Genomic DNA, 16,896 nt, shown 5'->3' with positions numbered 1-16,896 from the left:
CATTATTCTCGCACAAAATGACATACACACAAACGCTTCCGAAATTACAACTCAATTCCCCTGCACAACGCACAGGATATCAATACGAAACAAAAGCTCGCAACTTTCTTGAATCTCATGGCCTCGAATTTTTAGAACAAAATCTTAGATGCAAAGTTGGAGAAATAGATTTGCTTATGACTGATGGCTTTGAGCTTGTTTTTGTTGAGGTGCGATATAGAAAGCAAGCCAATTTTGGCAATGGCCTCGAGTCCATCTCTTTTCGCAAACTCAAAAGATTTAGGATGACAGCCACGTATTTATTGCCATCAATAAAAGCGAGTTATCCACATGTAAAGAATTATCAGATGCGTTTTGATGTCGTTTATATCGACGGTGTGGCTGGGGCTGAGTCTATGGACTGGATTAAAAACATATTGCAATAAATTTAATACCCTATAATTTCTTATTAGCAAAAATTTTTGGCAAAATTAATTACTATGGATTTCCAAACACGCATTAAATCACACTTTGAGGAAAACGCTAAGGCACATATCGATGCCTTGGAGGCACTCGGTGTGTCTATTGAGCGGTCTATTCAAACTCTATATGCTTGCCTAAAAGCAAATAGGAAAATCCTCGCCTGCGGAAACGGCGGTTCCGCTTCTGATGCACAGCATTTTGTTGCAGAATTAATTGGGCGGTTTGAGCGAGAGAGGCATGCATTGCCAGCCATTGCACTAAATACGGACACATCGATTATGACGGCTGTATCAAACGACTACGGATACGATGATGTATTTGCAAGACAGGTGCGAGGGCTTGGGGTTGAGGGCGACGTAATCATTGCCATCAGTACAAGCGGAAATTCTAAAAACGTTATCGAGGCTATTCATGCGGCTCATGATGCGAGCATGAAGGTCATAGCACTGACAGGACGCGATGGTGGGGCTATGCGTGGGCTTTTACGCGAAGATGATACTGAGCTTTGCGTCCCAAGTAATCGCACGATGCGGATTCAGGAAGTTCATATTCTTCTATTACATATTTTGTGTGATGGTATTGATGCCATCCTTTTCGGAGATAAGTCATGAGATTTTTCAAAACAGTACTTTTATCTACATTAGCTGCGAGTACATTTACAGCTTGCGTTCCATTGGCTGTTGGGACGGCTGCTGTTGTGACGGCTGTTGTTGTTAGCGACAGGCGAACGACTGGCATGCAGCTTACCGATAAAACAATCGATATTGCGGTGTCCAATGAGGCGAAAAAGGTCGTTAACTCTGACACATCACGCATTAATGTTGCGGCGTTTAATCAGAGGGCTTTGATTACGGGCGAGGTGGCTTCAGCAGAAGAAAAAGCAAGAGTTACTGAGGCAGCTAAGTTATCGAAAGATGTTAAATATATCGTAAACGAGCTTGTTGTGGGACCTAAGTCATCTCTTAAATCAAGAACGAACGACTCCTGGATTACGTCTAAAGTTCGCACAGAGCTGACTTTAGCGGAAAACGTACCAAGCAGGCCCATTGCCATCACAACATCTCAGGGAGTTGTGTATTTGATGGGCGAAGTTTCAGCGGATGAAGCGAATAAAGCCGCAAATGCAGCTTCTAGAGTTAAAGGCGTTAAGCGAGTTGTAAAAGTGTTCGATATTATCGATCCCGTAAACAAGACTATTGCACCGACATACAATCGAATTCAAAACAACTCATATAGCGGGCCTACTACTGTAGCACCCGCTCAACCAGCTCCTGTCAGCAAACCTGCTTCAGGCGTACAAACATTTCCAGTGAATTAGGAGAAAACTGCCTATGCAAAAAATGGTTTTACCTATTATTACCGCTATAGTTTTAATCGCTGCAGGATTTTATTTTTTGAATCGCAGTAGTTCAAATCCGTTGGAAGATTTGAAATATGAGCTTATTTCAGAGAAGAAACTCTCGCATGAGGACTTAAAGGGCAAAGTTACGCTTGTCGAATTCTGGGCAACCACTTGCACCACTTGCGTTGCTAATATGCCTGATGTCATTAAATACTACGAAAAATATAAGCCTCAGGGATTTGATATCATGGCTGTAGCTATGAAATATGATGACTTAGGTGCTATAAAGAATTTCGTAAATGAGTGGAAATTGCCTTTTAATGTTGCATACGATTTAGATGGCTCATTGGCTAAAGCTTACCGTAATGTTAGATTCACTCCCGTTATGTTTTTACTTGATCGAAAGGGAGAGATCGTAAAATCCTTCGCAGGAAAATATAATTCTGAGGATTTCCTCAAAACTTTAGAAAATACATTAAAACAGCAATCATAAAAAAAAGGGAGGTGTCATATCCTCCCATTTTTTTATTTTTGTGAAATTATCTCTTCGATTTCAGAGAGACGCACAAAACCATTTCGACGCTCCCCGTTCGGAAATAAAATCACTGGAACACCCCTTACATCCACGCTTCTAGCTAAATCGAGAGTTTTAGGATTCGGCTCTTCGCAATTCGCTTTGCTTTGAGGAGCAGGCTTTTGGCCCTTTTCAATCCATTCATGCCATGTCAATGCAGGATTCGATGAGCACATGATATCACGCACCTTAGTTACAGAATCCTTAGCTAATATAGGAACTAAAAAAGTGTATATAGTTACATCATCCATTTGCTCAAGCTCCTTATAGAGAGCCTTACAATATCTGCAATTCGGATCCTCAAATGTCACAAGTTTTCTAGTCCCCTTGCCTTTGACGCGCTTGACAGCCTCACCCACAGGCAATTTTGCAAACGCCTTTGCCGACTGCTCCTTTACGCGTTGTTGAGTAAGATTGTCGGTCGTTTTCGTATCAAATAAATGCCCAGCAAGAATGAACGAACTATCCGCATCTGTGTAGACAATAGTCTCATTTGTCAAAACCTCGAACAGGCCCGTATATGGAGTGGCATTCACTTCAAGCACCTTTACGCCAAAAGATTTTTCGATGTTAGATGTAATTGCATTAATTTTCTCTTGTGGCAATGCCCCCGCTTTCTCCACATTTGATTTTTCCGAAGTCGCCTCAGCCTTCTCCGCTTTAGTTTGTTCAACAGGTGCTTTCTCCACGGCCCCCAAAGGCGGCACCACAGCCGCATTTTGAGCCGCTACAACAGAAGCAAATGAAGACAAAGTAAGCACCGCAAATATAGAATTAAATTTTAATTTCACTTGTACCTCTATAAATAAAGTTATCGTGCGGATGGTTGACCCGCATCCTTAGGCCATAAGACCCACATAAATCCGTCTTGTTTCATACGACCAGCAAGCTGACCCGCTTCAGGTCCACTGCCCCAATAAAAATCCGCCCTTGCGATTCCCTTAATTGCCGCTCCAGTATCTTGAGCAAAAACCATACGTCGCAACGGCTCAGAGCTCGCAGGCATTGTAGTCGATAAATACACTGGTGACCCCAAAGGAACTACAGTTGGGTCTATGGCAATGGCCCTCTTTGCAATCAGTGGAATTCCATATGCACCTTTAGGACCGACTACGGCATCCACAATAGGCTCTTCTCTAAAAAACACGAGTGCTTGATTGCTATTTAACATCTCAGGCACGCGATTAGGATTTTGCTGAGCCCATGCCTTAATATTTTGCATAGATGCTTTGGCAATGGGCAACTCACCCCTATCTGCAAGCCATTTACCAATAGATGAGTAAGGACGCCCATTATGGTCCGCATATGCCAATCTTAAGGCTGAACCATCTGGAAGCATAACCCTGCCTGATCCTTGCACTTGCAAGAAAAAGGCTTCCACTGGATCATCTAAATATACAATAACCTTAGATTTTTCGCTCGAAGTTCTATTACTAAAATCACCTCTAGTATCATAAGGCACTAATCTAGTCCCCACAAGCTTACCGCGTACACGCTTACCAGCAAGTTCAGGATACACACGCCCTAAATCTACGGTAATCAAATCGGACGGTACAGAGTACATAGGCCATTGATAGACACCCCCTGCAGAGCGAGACCCACGCACAACCGGCTCATAATAGCCCGTGACCATGCCCTTAGATGTATTATTTGACGTAAACACAGCCCAAGGCTGCAGCTGCGATTGTATATATTGCTTAGCAGTTTGTGCATCTACATCAAGACCCATAGCCGCAACCTTCGAACACACACTCACCCAATCACGCGGAGCCGCCCTAGCTGGCAATGACAACGACCCCGACACTGGTCTCATCAATCCACGACAATTGTTATACAAACCAAGCCATAAATCTTTCGCATCATCTTGAGCCCAACCTGGCAACTTAGACCAATCCGACTTAACATATTTTCCAACTAATTTTCGGGGCTTAGTATCTTTCAAGGTGGCAATGTCAGGTACTCTCAACGGGGCTCTCATATCAAAAGCCTCACCCTTTGATACTTCTGAACCTGACCCACCTCCTTTAGGCCCTGCACATGCAGCCAACACCAAAACAATCCCTGATAATAGTAATTTTTTCATTATTTAACCGTGCCTAATCCGAGCCTAATTCGAGCTGCGAATGTATAATAATTGCAAAAAATAGGTGACCAAATATGTCAAATATTGAGTATAACACTCGAGAGGCGAGTCGCATTCGCATTGCCCCCAGTATTCTTTCAGCTGACTTCGCACGTCTTGGCCAGGAAATCGAGCAAGTTATTGCAGCTGGTGCGGACTGGATTCATTTCGATGTGATGGATAATCATTTTGTTCCAAATTTGACTATAGGTCCTATGGTGTGCGAGGCGATTAAGCCTTACGCAGGGGACACTCCAATTGATGTACACCTTATGGTAGAGCCAGTTGATGCCATTGTTCCTATGTTCGCAAAAGCTGGAGCCAATATTATTACTTTTCACCCTGAGGCCTCGCATCATATTGACCGCACTTTAAGCCTTATTCGCGACCAAGGATGTTCTGCGGGATTAGTATTCAATCCTGCCACTCCTTTAGAATATATGGACTATGTCAATGATAAGCTAGATGTAGTCTTACTTATGTCTGTAAATCCTGGATTTGGAGGGCAGTCATTTTTACCAAGTGCTTATAAGAAAATTGCAGACGCACGTAAACGATTAGATGCTTACCGTGAAGAATCAGGGCGAGACATTTTTCTAGAAGTGGACGGAGGGGTTAAGCTCGATAATATCGCTCAGATTTATGCGGCTGGAGCTGATACTTTTGTTGCAGGCTCCGCAATTTTTGGAGCGGCTAACTACAATGAGGTAATCTCTGAGATGCGTAGTAAAATTTCTGCGATCGATAAACAAAGCACCATAACAAGCACAAGTCCTAATCAGATTTAAAAAAGCGAAGTACCCGTATGAGCGAACATTATCACATTCACGATACTTGCAGCCCTTGCAATCACAATCTTGCGACCGACACAGAGACTTGCGAATTCTGTCAGGCTTTAGGTGGCACTTTTATCTATCGCGATTCAAAACTTCGAGTTATCAATGCAAATGACTCCGATTTCCCGATGTATACACGCGTGATTTGGGAGGATCATTCTAAAGAGATGACGGACTTAAGCATTGCCGACCGTCATTATTTAATGGACCATATATATTTGATTGAAGGCGTTCAACGCAACTTGCTTAAAGCTGTTAAAGTGAATCTTGCTCAGTTCGGGAATGTAGTACCGCACCTGCATTGGCACGTGATACCGCGATTCTCGTGGGACTTGCGTTATCCAAATAGCTTTTGGAGCGACGATATGCGTGAGCGCGATGATGCATATTTAGCGAAGCTGGCTGAACTTTATAAGATGGTGCCTGAATATCATGCGGCTTTGCTTGATGCGTTTATAAAACATTCGATTGGGGATAAGGCTGTGGAGTGTGGCTGCCATTAGGCTTGGTGGAGTGCTGCTTTAGGTTGCGGCTGTGGAGTGCGGCTGTGGGATGTGGCTGCCATTAGGCTTTTTTGTTGTAAATCAGTAGCTTACACATTTAGATTGGATTGACAAGCATTGCCACATTTACTAAAATAGAAGTTTTTCTAATTTTAGTTAGAGGTTAACCTTAAATGTATGCGGTCATAAAAACTGGAGGCAAACAATATCGTGTTGCTGAAGGCCAAAAAATAAAGGTAGAACAGATACCTGCAGACATCGGTGCTGAAATCTCGCTAGACCAAGTTTTATCGGTAGGTGAAGGCGACTCGCTTAAAGTGGGTGCTCCATTTGTTGATGGTGCTGTGGTTAAAGCTAAGGTTCTTTCGCACGGACGTCACGAAAAAGTTCGTATTTTCAAAATGCGTCGTCGTAAGCACTATCAAAAGCGCCAAGGACATCGTCAAAATTTTACTGAGATTCAAATCGAATCTATCGCTTAAGGAGAGTATCACATGGCACAGAAAAAAGGTGGCGGTTCCACCCGCAACGGTCGCGACTCCGAGTCGAAACGCCTAGGCGTAAAAGTGTACGGTGATCAAGCTATTAATGCTGGTTCTATTATCGTTCGTCAACGTGGTACTCGTGTACATGCAGGCGAAAATGTAGGCATGGGTAAAGATCACACTTTATACGCACTTAAAGATGGCGTTGTTAAGTTCTCTCATCGTGGAGCTCTTAATAAACATACAGTTTCAGTTGTTGAATCAACTAAGAACTAATTGTCTCTAGTTTAAAAACTATGAAGAATTCCCCCGTTCGATTTGAACGGGGTTTTTTATGGTGTGCTAAAAATTTCTTAGTTTCATTGGATATTCAAGATTCTCATTCACTGTAAAGATTCGTGTACGGCATGGTTAACGTATTTATTCACGCAATTGCATCTCTGTGTATTGTTTTATTTATGTATGAAGCACTTAGAATATATAAATCTGTCTTGAAATATTAGAACGGATTTACAAAATTAAAACTCACAAAAAACTCCGCTCACATGAACGGAAGTTAATAGGATATGAGTCAAGTGATTATTTGCCCCACTTATCAGCCGCAATTACATAAGCTGTAATAAGTACAGCTACAATCCCAATCGTAAATAGTGTTATTGCTCCTGCCATTCTAGCCTCCTAAGAGTCAGTGAACACGTAAATAATAGCACAAACACCACTAGTAAAGCGACTAATTCTATTTTTGAAAGTTGAGTAAATCCAAACATATCCAATACAAAAGCAATTAGTGAAGGTACAGAAATTAAATCAAAAAAGTTTGCCAATCCATCCTTTTGATTTCTATCTAATTTATTAAAGAAGACCATGATTCTTTCAAATGCAAAAAAAGTAAATAAATATTAAATGCCCCATCCTATTTAAGCAATTAGTTGTGGACAAAAATATCCTAATCCCGTAGATACCAAAACTGTAACGCCAACATTTCAAACCCATTTCATGGCGATGAATTTGAACAAAAAGATTATAAAAAAAAGAAAGCCCCGCAAAACACGGGGACTCCCTCAAACTATTGCTGTTTTTCAAATCAGTTTTACTAAGACTTCAAACAAGCAACTTTATGAACTCTATCGCCCACTAACTCAGGCTTAATCTGTGCACATGTGTTATCGGCAATTGGGCATCGCGTTCTGAAAACACATCCAGATGGAGGATTGATTGGAGAAGGTAGATCGCCCTCTAATATCTGAATCTTCTTCGAACGCTCCAATTTAGGATTTGGTATAGGCACAGCAGACATCAAAGCCTTTGTATAAGGATGCTTTGTCTGGTTGTACACCAATTCATAATTACCAATCTCGACAGCATTACCCAAATACATAACCAAAATGCGATCGGAAATATGCTTAACGACCGATAAATCGTGTGCAATGAATATCAATGATAGCCCCATTTCACGTTGCAGTGATTTAAGTAGATTAATGACTTGAGCTTGAATCGATACATCCAATGCAGACACGGGCTCATCGCAAATCAATAGCTTAGGATTAACAATAAGAGCTCGGGCGATACCGATGCGCTGGCATTGACCACCTGAGAACTCGTGCGGATAGCGATTAATTAGGTTTGGCAATAAACCCACTTTCCGCATCATATTTTGAACGCGCTCCTTAATTGTTTTAGACCCTAAGCCAGGCTCGACCACCTTTAAGGGCTCAGCTATGATATCGCCCACTGTCATGCGAGGATTTAGCGACGCAAGCGGATCTTGAAAGATCATCTGCATGGATTTGCGAGTCTCATGCCAATCAGAGGATGACTGGTCTAGGAGATTATTGCCAAGGTAATTTATAGTGCCATTTGAAGCCTCCACAAGTCCAATAATAGCCCTTGCAAGAGTCGACTTTCCGCAACCCGACTCGCCCACGATTCCAAGCGTTTCACCCTCGTATAGCTGAAAACTTACGTCATTGACGGCTTTCAGAAGATGCGGTTTCTCCCATATAAAAGCTTTCTTATCCTTGACCTTAAAGCTTACGGATAAATTCTTTACATCAAGCAGAATTGGTTTATCGCTCATATTCACTCCTGCTCAAAGTACGAAATTCTTCCACTGGCACAAAACAAGCCCTTCTTCGACCATCTTCAAAACTTTCGATAATTGGTTCTTGGTGGCAATGTTCCCGTGCATACTTACATCGAGGCTGAAATGGACAGCCCGCAGGCAAATTAAGCAAATTAGGAGGATTTCCTGGAATAGTTATCAATTCATCCTCTTGTGTGTCTAATCTAGGAACTGCTCCAATTAGTCCCGTTGTGTAAGGGTGTGTCGGGTCATAGAATATGTCGTTTGTATTTGCATACTCCATTAGTTGACCTCCATACATAACGAGAACATCATCGCATATACCAGCTACCACTCCTAAATCGTGAGTAATCAGTATTATGGCAGTGTTGAATTCCGCTTTTAAATCATTTAAAAGTTGCATAATCTGTGCCTGCACAGTTACATCTAGGGCCGTTGTTGGCTCATCGGCAATAATTAATTTGGGTTTGCATAAAAGAGCCATAGCAATCATCACTCTTTGTCTCATACCCCCTGAAAATTCATGTGGGTACATGGACATGCGTTTACGTGCTTCAGGCATCTTAACTGCATCAAGCATGCGAACACTTTCTTCGAAGGCCGACTTGTTGCTCATCCCCTTATGCAATTTAAGGACTTCCATAAGCTGCTCGCCTACTTTCAGATAAGGGTTTAAAGATGTCATAGGATCTTGGAAAATCATTGCGATTTTTTCAGCCCTTAATTTATTTATCTCCTTTATCGATTTATGCAAAAGCTCCTGACCTTCAAACTGAATCGAACCTTCAACCACACCGTTATGAGCTAAAAGCCCCATAATCGCAAATGCAGTTTGAGACTTACCAGAACCAGACTCACCAACAATTCCTAGAGTTTGGCCCTGTTGCAATTCAAATGATAAATTGCGTACAGCAGTAACTACGCCGTCTGGAGTTTTAAACGAAACCTTAAGATTACTTACCTCTAAAAGCGGAGCTATATTATTTTTATCCATGCTCCTACCTATCCTTTGGATCGAGTGCGTCACGAAGACCGTCCCCGATAAAGTTAAAACAAAAAAGGGTGACCACAATAAATACCGACGGAAAAATAAGCAACCATGGAGAAACTTCCATAGAAATCGCACCGTCATTAAGAAGTGCACCCCAACTACTTAGTGGCTCCTGAGTACCTAAACCTAAAAAGCTTAAGAAAGACTCAAAGAGAATCATAGAAGGAACAAGCAATGATGCGTAGACTACTACGACCCCAAGAACATTTGGCACAATATGATTCCAAATAATTTTCCGCTTACTTACACCACTAACAATGGCGGCCTCGATAAATTCCTTTTTCTTTAGGCTAAGAGTTTGACCTCGAACAATCCTAGCCATATCGAGCCATGACACCATACCTATTGCCACAAAAATAAGGAGAATATTTTGCCCAAAAAATGTGACGAGCAAAATTACAAAAAACATAAATGGAAATGAATACAGAATTTCCAGGAATCGCATCATAATGCTATCTACAATGCCACCTACAAAACCTGCAATTGCCCCATAAAGCGTACCAACAATAACAGCAATAAGTGCCCCAGCAACGCCTACCATCAATGATATTCGGCCGCCCACCGCAACGCGAACAAGCAAATCGCGACCAGAGGAATCGGTACCAAAATAATGCATAGATTCAAAATCAGGAGCCACACTCATCATCGCCCAATCCGTATCGGCATATCCGTAAGGGATTAGCATAGGTGCGAAAATTACAAAACAGGTTATCAAAATCAAGACAATAAGGCTAAACAAAGCGGCCTTATTTCTAAAAAAACGACGACGTGCATCCTGCCACAAACTGCGACCCTTGACCAACTCAGTACTCTCAAGATTAGTAGCCAACTCTTGCACGAATTCTTTATTTTTTTGAGTAATCATGCGAGCCTCCTAATACCTAAGTTTTGGATCGATAAAGGCATATAAAATGTCGACGACCGCATTAAATGTAATAGTCAGAGTACCCACCAAAATCGTCAAACTCATAACTAATGAGTAGTCACGATTAATGGCACCTTGAACAAAAAGCTGCCCAATCCCAGGAATACTAAAAATACTTTCAATCACCATGGAACCCGTGATTATGGCCACAAAAGATGGGCCTAGATAAGAGATTACTGGCAGCAACGAAGGCTTGAGTGCGTGTTTTAAAATAATATGTCGCATAGGCAAGCCCTTAGCCTTTGCCGTGCGTATGTAATTAGAATGCAAGACCTCAATCATAGACCCGCGCATAATCCTAGCAGTACCTGCTATTGTTGAGACTGTAAGTGCAAATATGGGCAAAATCATATAAAGAGGTGCTCCCCCATTCCACCCTCCAGAGGGTAGTAGATTCCAGAAAATTGCAAAAAACAATACTAGCAAGGGGGCAATAACAAAGTTAGGCAATACGACACCTGTCATCGCAAAGGTCATAATGAAATAGTCAAGCCATTTGTTTTGTTTTATAGCAGCTAGAATGCCTGCACTTATACCGATTAGTTTTGCAATGATAAATGCGATAATCCCAAGTTTTAATGAAACTGGAAATGCTTTCGCTACTAAATCGTTAACTGACTGGTCCTTATATTTAAATGATGGCCCAAAATCTCCATGAGCTAGGTCGTTTAAATAATTACCGTACTGAACTAGCAGCGGTTTATCGAGACCATATTTTGCATTGATATTTGCCATGACCTCAGGCGGATAATCCTTTTCGCTAGTAAAAGGTGAACCTGGGGCAAGGCGCATTAGAAAAAACGATACTGTAATAAGAACAAAAAGAGTAGGTATCGCTTCCAATAAACGTCGGAAGATAAATTTAATCATTAATTTTAGTACTACAAATACTGCCCACCTTTCGATGGGCAGGTTTAAAAAAATTAGTGTTTAATTATATATACATCTTTCATGTAGTAGTTCTTAGCTGGGTGTGAATATGCAAATCCTTTAACCCAAGGTTTTACAAGTTGAGTGTCTACATAGTAGTAAACTGGTGCAAATGGTGTGTCTTTATCTAGAACAGCCTCTGCTTTTGCATACATTTCAGCACGTGCAGCTTCATCCTTAGCTGTATAACTTCCATTTACTAGGTCATCAAATTCAGCACTTTTGTAAAAGGCCTTATTGTTTGAACTATCAGATAAGAAATAAGTTAAGAATGTAGTTGCTTCATTATAGTCAGCACACCAACCAGCCCTAGCTACATCAAACTTGCCTGCTCTTCGACTATCAAGATAAGTCTTCCACTCTTGATTTTCTAACTTAACATTAACCGCTCCACCAAGATTTTTATTAAGCATAGAACCAACAGCTACAGCAAGTTTTTTGTGGTTATCGTTAGTGTTATAGAGAATTGTAAAGTTAAGAGGATTAGCCTTATTAAATCCCGCTTCATTTAAGAGCTTCTGAGCTTCTGTGTAGCGTTTTTTCGCATCCCATGTAGCCCATTCTGGTTGCTCTAATTTTTCACCACCGCTGATATATGGAGGTGTAAATCCATATGCCGCTTTCTGACCAGCTTGAAGAATCTTCAATGTGATAACATCGCGATCAATAGCATATGAAAGAGCTTTACGAACTTTTACGTCATTAAATGGTGCCTTCTCGTTATTGAATTCATATGTATAAGTACATAAGCTTGGAGAAATCTTAAGTTCTTCTGGAAGCTCTTTTTTCAGTTTTGCAAAAAGCTCAAGAGGAAGACCAGTACCTGTTATATCTTCATCCCCCGCACGATAGCGCTGCACGTCTGTTGCTGAGCTTTCTATAGCTAAAAGAGTAATCTTATCTAACACTGTATTTTTGTTATCCCAATAGTGTTCATTACGAACTAGTACAGTTTTATCATTCACAGTGAAAGATTCGATTTTAAATGCACCATTACCCACAAAGTTTTCAGGGGCTGTCCACTTATCTCCAAATTTCTCTACTACCTTCTTATTTACTGGATATAGAACATAAAGTTCAGATAGTTTATCTGCAAACCCAACGCTTTGGTCAAGGTTAAGTACTAATGTGTTATCGTCCTTAGCCTCTATACCTAGATCAGTAATAGGTTTTTTACCCGCAATAATATCCTTTGCATTCTTAAGTTTTAAGAATTCAACATAACTTGCGTATGGAGATGCAATTTTAGGGTCAACAAGACGCTGCCATGCATACACAAAGTCGTGAGCTGTGACAGGATCGCCGTTAGACCATTTCGCATCTTTGCGAAGATGGAAGGTCCAAGTTTTAAAATCATCACTATGTTCCCAGCTCTCAGCGACACCTGGTTTTAAATTACCTTTCACATCCGAAGTAACTAAGCCCTCGAATACTTGACGTGCAACGTTACCCTCAGGAACGCCTTCAATTTTTTGTGGGTCGAATGAAGCAGGATTCGTACCATTATTCCAGATAAGCTCCTGCTTAGCTGCTAGTTCAGTTCCCGCAGGTACATTTGCCGCCTGAGCCAATCCCATAGTGGCAATGCTTGCGATAGCAACATTTAAAATAGTTTTCTTTATATACATGTAATATCCTCCAAGGAAATTTCATAAACAATAATATTAATTAATATTAGGGCAATATATTAGGGTTTACCATAGGTTGGGGTGAGGGTTTAGGAGGGGGTGGTATGTGCACGATTGCGACTGAAAATCTTTATTTTTGTGAGTGAACTTCTGGGTATTGAGAAAGAAATTTAAAATGAAAAAACCCCACTTAAGATGTGGGGTGTGGGGGGGGATTGTTAAAACTTAAACAATCTCTTAGGATTATCAAATAGAATTCTTTCTTTCAAGTGATCATCTTTAATAAGTCGATTTATAAATTCAACTGACTTTTTATAATTTATCTCATGCTCGAAATTTGTATGTGGCCAGTCGCTACCCCACACAAAGCAATCTGGTCCCAATTTATCAAGAAGATATTCAAATAAAGAAGCGTAAAATTCAAAGTGGTTCTCATCTACATGTGCCCTATACCAACCGGAAACCTTAAACCACAAATTATTTTTCCTTTTGGCAATGTTCACGATTTCATCAACTGCTGAACTACCTGGTACATTCTCTTTATTTGGGCGACCTAAATGGTCGATCACAATATTGAAGTTATATCCTTTTAATGCCTCTAATATTGGCGGCAAATCAGTAATATTTCTTTGAAATTCTAGTTGCCACCCTAATGTTTCAAGTGCATCTAAATGATTCTGCCAAACAAGACTCTGAAACTCAGGTATTTGTTTTCCAATCAGATTTTGCCTAACACCCACAACACTATATTCATCAAATTCTTTAAGTCTTTCTATCTCTATAACAGGGTCAACAACGACAATACCCCTTAATCTATCTGAATTTCTCAAACACTCAATCAAATAGGAATTATCAGTTCCTAAAAAACTCGGTTGAACTAAAACACCTTTTTCAACGCCGTTAGAATCGAGCTGATCCAAGTACATTGCCAAACTAGCATCATAATCAGGAACATATCTTGCATCTGATACTGATTTTAGGGATGTAAGAAATACGTGAGCATGTGTATCAATAACCATTCTAAATCCTTAATAAATAATGTAGTGCATAAAAACAGTTGCAAGCACGGCCATTGCCAAACCAATTGGAATTGCTCTAAATAATAAGCCTTTGAGCATATTGTCTCTCTCCTCATCTGATTTGCAAGCACCCATAATCAAACTTCCGCCTGAAGAAAACGGAGAAATTGCAGTAGACTGAGATCCCACAACAATACTTGCAAAAAGCAGAGCTGGACTTAAACCTGCAGCCTGAGCCAGAGCAGGGACTATCGGGAACAACGTAGGAGTTACAACGCCCAACGTGCTAGAGAATACAGACATAAATGCAGCAATTAAACACAATGCCACTGGCAATACAGCTTTAGGGACGCCTGTACTTATCGAATGAGCTAGCAAATCTATAGTTCCAGCTTTCACAGCAACGCCAATAAGCAGACCCACACCGCCAATTAAAATCAAAGTACTCCATGGTACGAGAGCAATTACCTTTTTCTCGTCAGCCAATTTCAAAAAAAGTGAGATAACTGTAAATATTGCGGCCAAAAACCCAATATCAATTCGACTATTAAAGTAGGCAATGCTTTCGCTTTCTGGAAATGCGATCCGTAATATCGGCCCAGCCAATACAATAACGAGAAGCAATCCGATAAGAATAACTGTAATTTGTTGTTTACTGTTCATCGGTTCTGGCTTGGGCATATCACTATCTAATGAAATGCGTCCGCTTCTTTTATTAGAAAAAACAAATCCCGATAAAACTATGATTGGCACAATTATGGTGGCAATAAATATGACTGTAGAAAAACTAAATGCTTGTGCCGCATCGTAACGACCAGTTCCTTCAATTAGGCCTCTGAAAATTACTCCACTTTGGCTAGTCATAAAATTCGCTCCACCTAGAGCTCCATAGTTAATAGCCATAGCACCTGCAATTCTACTCATACCCGTCTTATCGCATAGAAATAAAGTTAGCGGTGCCATGAAAGCGAGAACAGAGTAAAAGCCCGCACCCATAGCAGCTATTAGAGTAGAGGCTACAAACACGGCGAATGTCAGAAGATAAGGATAATTCTTGGACCTGTATATCAAGTTATCTGCTAGCTTTTCTAGTGTGCCATTTACTGTCGCAAAATTATAAAAAAGCGATACAGCCATAATTACGAAAAATAATTTCAAGGGCCACAGTGCTACGATTTGAGAAGGTTTTAAATCAAGTATGAATGTACCAATTATGTAAGCAAATGATATTGCAAGAAGACCTATATTTATTTTGAAGATATAACCTATAGCTATGGAAACGACAATAGCGGCTATGATCAATGCTGATATCAAGATGTAGCTCCTGTTTTTTTTATTTTTGTTTGAATTAATTTGTGAGATATTGTAACTGAAGGGTGGATTAATGAAAGAGTTTGGGTGGGTATCGTGCCTTGGGATTGTATTGCACCTTGTATACGTGGCTTTACTGATTTTAAATGTTTGTAGGGGGTGATAAACTAATTAAGATTTCTAAACTACCTATGCGGTAGTTAACTTAGGCGTTGAATACAACGACCAATTCCAAGATTTCTAAACTACCTATGCGGTAGTTAACCATTGGTAGTACTGGATCTACACGAAGTCCAATTTCTAAACTACCTATGCGGTAGTTAACATTTGCCCATAAAAAAAGTTCGACCTGCTCTTTTTCTAAACTACCTATGCGGTAGTTAACCCGAAAATCTTCACGAAGATATACCCTTTTAATTTCTAAACTACCTATGCGGTAGTTAACAATATAAGGAAATCAAGCTATCTGTTGGTTATTTTCTAAACTACCTATGCGGTAGTTAACTAATTCCTATTTCGTCAATCACTAAAAGTTCTTTTCTAAACTACCTATGCGGTAGTTAACATTGTTGGTAGACGATTGCAATTACACAGGCATTTCTAAACTACCTATGCGGTAGTTAACTAATCACTTAAAAATATGTGAAGCTGATGAAATTTCTAAACTACCTATGCGGTAGTTAACTATTGCCCGACGCCCGTTTATGCCGTTCTCAATTTCTAAACTACCTATGCGGTAGTTAACTTTGGGGAAATCGACGTATGGTTTGAATATTGTTTCTAAACTACCTATGCGGTAGTTAACTTATAAAACCTGACTTTGAATTTAATTTCAAATTTCTAAACTACCTATGCGGTAGTTAACAATCAAATCGATGACTGGTATCAACTATGTCTTTTCTAAACTACCTATGCGGTAGTTAACGCTTATTACAACCAGTATGCCTACATAATTGTTTTCTAAACTACCTATGCGGTAGTTAACTTACGTTGGGCACCGACTGCCGCTGCTGTATATTTCTAAACTACCTATGCGGTAGTTAACGTTTAAGACACCCTGTTACTGTTCTAAGTGATTTTCTAAACTACCTATGCGGTAGTTAACAACCGTAGAACAAGTAAGAACCACCATCTTCATTTCTAAACTACCTATGCGGTAGTTAACTGGAAGATCAGCCACGACAAGTTGTATTTGCATTTCTAAACTACCTATGCGGTAGTTAACTGGTTTAGATTCTATAGCACCGCTTCCGCAGTTTTCTAAACTACCTATGCGGTAGTTAACATCGAGGCGAGCAGATTGTTGAGGATGTCAAATTTCTAAACTACCTATGCGGTAGTTAACTAGCTAATTCTTTTTTACATAACCTACAATAATTTCTAAACTACCTATGCGGTAGTTAACCAAAACACTCACTGCACAAAACGCTCCGTGGTTTTCTAAACTACCTATGCGGTAGTTAACTTCAAAAAATTTTGGGAGCTCATCTATTGTTATTTCTAAACTACCTATGCGGTAGTTAACACCGTTTTGCGGTATGTTTATTGAGATGAAGATTTCTAAACTACCTATGCGGTAGTTAACAAAATCTCAATCAATTAAAAGCAGAATTATTATTTCTAAA

Annotated in this window: 18 protein-coding genes and 1 CRISPR repeat array (1 of these 19 running past the window's edge); of the genes, 8 read left to right on the top strand and 10 right to left on the bottom strand. The window is 40.3% G+C overall.

The features are described from left to right. The first annotated feature begins 17 nt into the window (after positions 1–17). From TASI_RS01140 to TASI_RS01125, 4 genes are read left to right on the top strand one after another with little or no spacing between them, the layout of a single operon-like run. The gene (locus TASI_RS01140; RefSeq protein ID WP_014110921.1) at positions 18–425 is read left to right on the top strand and encodes a YraN family protein; all 408 of its coding nucleotides are present in this window, start codon (positions 18–20) and stop codon (positions 423–425) included. A gap of 54 nt (positions 426–479) precedes the next feature. Then, positions 480–1,073, top strand: coding sequence for a phosphoheptose isomerase (locus TASI_RS01135; protein WP_044978219.1), 594 nt, complete (start codon positions 480–482; stop codon positions 1,071–1,073). After that, complete coding sequence (locus tag TASI_RS01130) at positions 1,070–1,780, top strand: BON domain-containing protein (protein ID WP_014110919.1); 711 nt, start codon at positions 1,070–1,072, stop codon at positions 1,778–1,780. Before TASI_RS01135 ends, TASI_RS01130 begins: the two co-directional genes overlap by 4 nt. A 13-nt stretch (positions 1,781–1,793) precedes the next feature. Then, on the top strand, positions 1,794–2,297 hold the full coding sequence (locus tag TASI_RS01125) for a TlpA disulfide reductase family protein (RefSeq protein WP_014110918.1): 504 nt from the start codon (positions 1,794–1,796) through the stop codon (positions 2,295–2,297). Positions 2,298–2,329: 32 nt separating this feature from the next. Here the strand turns inward: TASI_RS01125 and TASI_RS01120 are convergent, their stop codons facing one another. Then, complete coding sequence (locus TASI_RS01120; protein ID WP_014110917.1) at positions 2,330–3,169, bottom strand: DsbC family protein; 840 nt, start codon at positions 3,167–3,169, stop codon at positions 2,330–2,332. 20 nt (positions 3,170–3,189) lie between these two features. Further along, complete coding sequence (gene mltA / locus TASI_RS01115) at positions 3,190–4,461, bottom strand: murein transglycosylase A (protein WP_014110916.1); 1,272 nt, start codon at positions 4,459–4,461, stop codon at positions 3,190–3,192. A 74-nt stretch (positions 4,462–4,535) separates the two neighbouring features. Between mltA and rpe the strand changes: the two genes are divergently transcribed. The 4 genes from rpe (at position 4,536) to rpmA (ending at position 6,600) form a co-directional block, all read left to right on the top strand. Continuing rightward, the gene (gene rpe / locus TASI_RS01110; RefSeq protein WP_014110915.1) at positions 4,536–5,288 is read left to right on the top strand and encodes a ribulose-phosphate 3-epimerase; all 753 of its coding nucleotides are present in this window, start codon (positions 4,536–4,538) and stop codon (positions 5,286–5,288) included. A 17-nt stretch (positions 5,289–5,305) separates the two neighbouring features. After that, positions 5,306–5,839: an HIT family protein gene (locus TASI_RS01105; protein WP_044977891.1), complete on the top strand. Its 534-nt coding sequence runs from the start codon at positions 5,306–5,308 to the stop codon at positions 5,837–5,839. 173 nt (positions 5,840–6,012) lie between these two features. Next, positions 6,013–6,321, top strand: a complete 309-nt coding sequence (gene rplU, locus TASI_RS01100) for a 50S ribosomal protein L21 (RefSeq protein WP_014110913.1) — start codon at positions 6,013–6,015, stop codon at positions 6,319–6,321. Positions 6,322–6,333: 12 nt separating this feature from the next. Further along, positions 6,334–6,600: a 50S ribosomal protein L27 gene (rpmA, locus tag TASI_RS01095; protein WP_013522010.1), complete on the top strand. Its 267-nt coding sequence runs from the start codon at positions 6,334–6,336 to the stop codon at positions 6,598–6,600. Positions 6,601–6,977: 377 nt separating this feature from the next. On the opposite strand, the gene TASI_RS07900 is transcribed toward rpmA, so the two are convergent. The 8 genes from TASI_RS07900 to TASI_RS01060 form a co-directional block, all read right to left on the bottom strand. Next, positions 6,978–7,190, bottom strand: a complete 213-nt coding sequence (locus tag TASI_RS07900; RefSeq protein ID WP_187286165.1) for a hypothetical protein — start codon at positions 7,188–7,190, stop codon at positions 6,978–6,980. Positions 7,191–7,417: 227 nt separating this feature from the next. Further along, positions 7,418–8,401 (bottom strand): murein tripeptide/oligopeptide ABC transporter ATP binding protein OppF, encoded by a 984-nt coding sequence (gene oppF / locus TASI_RS01090; protein WP_014110911.1) that lies wholly within the window; start codon positions 8,399–8,401, stop codon positions 7,418–7,420. Further along, entirely contained in the window at positions 8,391–9,401 is a 1,011-nt protein-coding gene (gene oppD / locus TASI_RS01085; protein ID WP_014110910.1) for an oligopeptide ABC transporter ATP-binding protein OppD, read from the bottom strand. The genes oppF and oppD overlap by 11 nt, the downstream gene beginning before the upstream one ends. Before the next feature lie 4 nt (positions 9,402–9,405). Continuing rightward, positions 9,406–10,323 (bottom strand): oligopeptide ABC transporter permease OppC, encoded by a 918-nt coding sequence (oppC, locus tag TASI_RS01080; RefSeq protein WP_014110909.1) that lies wholly within the window; start codon positions 10,321–10,323, stop codon positions 9,406–9,408. Positions 10,324–10,332: 9 nt separating this feature from the next. Continuing rightward, positions 10,333–11,253, bottom strand: a complete 921-nt coding sequence (gene oppB, locus TASI_RS01075; protein ID WP_014110908.1) for an oligopeptide ABC transporter permease OppB — start codon at positions 11,251–11,253, stop codon at positions 10,333–10,335. Positions 11,254–11,306: 53 nt separating this feature from the next. Then, a complete protein-coding gene (locus TASI_RS01070) occupies positions 11,307–12,941 on the bottom strand; it encodes an ABC transporter substrate-binding protein (protein ID WP_014110907.1) in 1,635 nt (544 codons plus the stop codon). A gap of 218 nt (positions 12,942–13,159) precedes the next feature. Then, a complete protein-coding gene (locus TASI_RS01065; protein WP_014110906.1) occupies positions 13,160–13,960 on the bottom strand; it encodes an amidohydrolase family protein in 801 nt (266 codons plus the stop codon). 9 nt (positions 13,961–13,969) lie between these two features. Next, positions 13,970–15,274, bottom strand: coding sequence for an SLC13 family permease (locus TASI_RS01060; RefSeq protein WP_014110905.1), 1,305 nt, complete (start codon positions 15,272–15,274; stop codon positions 13,970–13,972). A 174-nt stretch (positions 15,275–15,448) separates the two neighbouring features. Continuing rightward, a CRISPR array of direct repeats spans positions 15,449–16,896; the repeat unit is 28 nt; unit sequence TTTCTAAACTACCTATGCGGTAGTTAAC; it runs 1,460 nt beyond the window's last position.

The sequence above is a fragment of the Taylorella asinigenitalis MCE3 genome, assembly GCF_000226625.1.
GTDB classification, from domain to species: Bacteria; Pseudomonadota; Gammaproteobacteria; order Burkholderiales; family Burkholderiaceae_B; genus Taylorella; species Taylorella asinigenitalis.
Note: the sequence above shows the minus strand (reverse complement) of the source record. Positions and strands in the feature narration are given on the sequence as shown.

Excerpts from the sequence above, each read along its gene's own strand:
- TASI_RS01140 (WP_014110921.1), top strand. The coding sequence starts at position 18 with ATGACATACACACAAACGCTTCCGAAATTACAACTCAATTCCCCTGCA.
- TASI_RS01135 (WP_044978219.1), top strand. The coding sequence starts at position 480 with ATGGATTTCCAAACACGCATTAAATCACACTTTGAGGAAAACGCTAAG.
- TASI_RS01130 (WP_014110919.1), top strand. The coding sequence starts at position 1,070 with ATGAGATTTTTCAAAACAGTACTTTTATCTACATTAGCTGCGAGTACA.
- TASI_RS01125 (WP_014110918.1), top strand. The coding sequence starts at position 1,794 with ATGCAAAAAATGGTTTTACCTATTATTACCGCTATAGTTTTAATCGCT.
- mltA (WP_014110916.1), bottom strand. The coding sequence starts at position 4,461 with ATGAAAAAATTACTATTATCAGGGATTGTTTTGGTGTTGGCTGCATGT.
- rpe (WP_014110915.1), top strand. The coding sequence starts at position 4,536 with ATGTCAAATATTGAGTATAACACTCGAGAGGCGAGTCGCATTCGCATT.
- TASI_RS01105 (WP_044977891.1), top strand. The coding sequence starts at position 5,306 with ATGAGCGAACATTATCACATTCACGATACTTGCAGCCCTTGCAATCAC.
- rplU (WP_014110913.1), top strand. The coding sequence starts at position 6,013 with ATGTATGCGGTCATAAAAACTGGAGGCAAACAATATCGTGTTGCTGAA.
- rpmA (WP_013522010.1), top strand. The coding sequence starts at position 6,334 with ATGGCACAGAAAAAAGGTGGCGGTTCCACCCGCAACGGTCGCGACTCC.
- TASI_RS07900 (WP_187286165.1), bottom strand. The coding sequence starts at position 7,190 with ATGGTCTTCTTTAATAAATTAGATAGAAATCAAAAGGATGGATTGGCA.
- oppF (WP_014110911.1), bottom strand. The coding sequence starts at position 8,401 with ATGAGCGATAAACCAATTCTGCTTGATGTAAAGAATTTATCCGTAAGC.
- oppD (WP_014110910.1), bottom strand. The coding sequence starts at position 9,401 with ATGGATAAAAATAATATAGCTCCGCTTTTAGAGGTAAGTAATCTTAAG.
- oppC (WP_014110909.1), bottom strand. The coding sequence starts at position 10,323 with ATGATTACTCAAAAAAATAAAGAATTCGTGCAAGAGTTGGCTACTAAT.
- oppB (WP_014110908.1), bottom strand. The coding sequence starts at position 11,253 with ATGATTAAATTTATCTTCCGACGTTTATTGGAAGCGATACCTACTCTT.
- TASI_RS01070 (WP_014110907.1), bottom strand. The coding sequence starts at position 12,941 with ATGTATATAAAGAAAACTATTTTAAATGTTGCTATCGCAAGCATTGCC.
- TASI_RS01065 (WP_014110906.1), bottom strand. The coding sequence starts at position 13,960 with ATGGTTATTGATACACATGCTCACGTATTTCTTACATCCCTAAAATCA.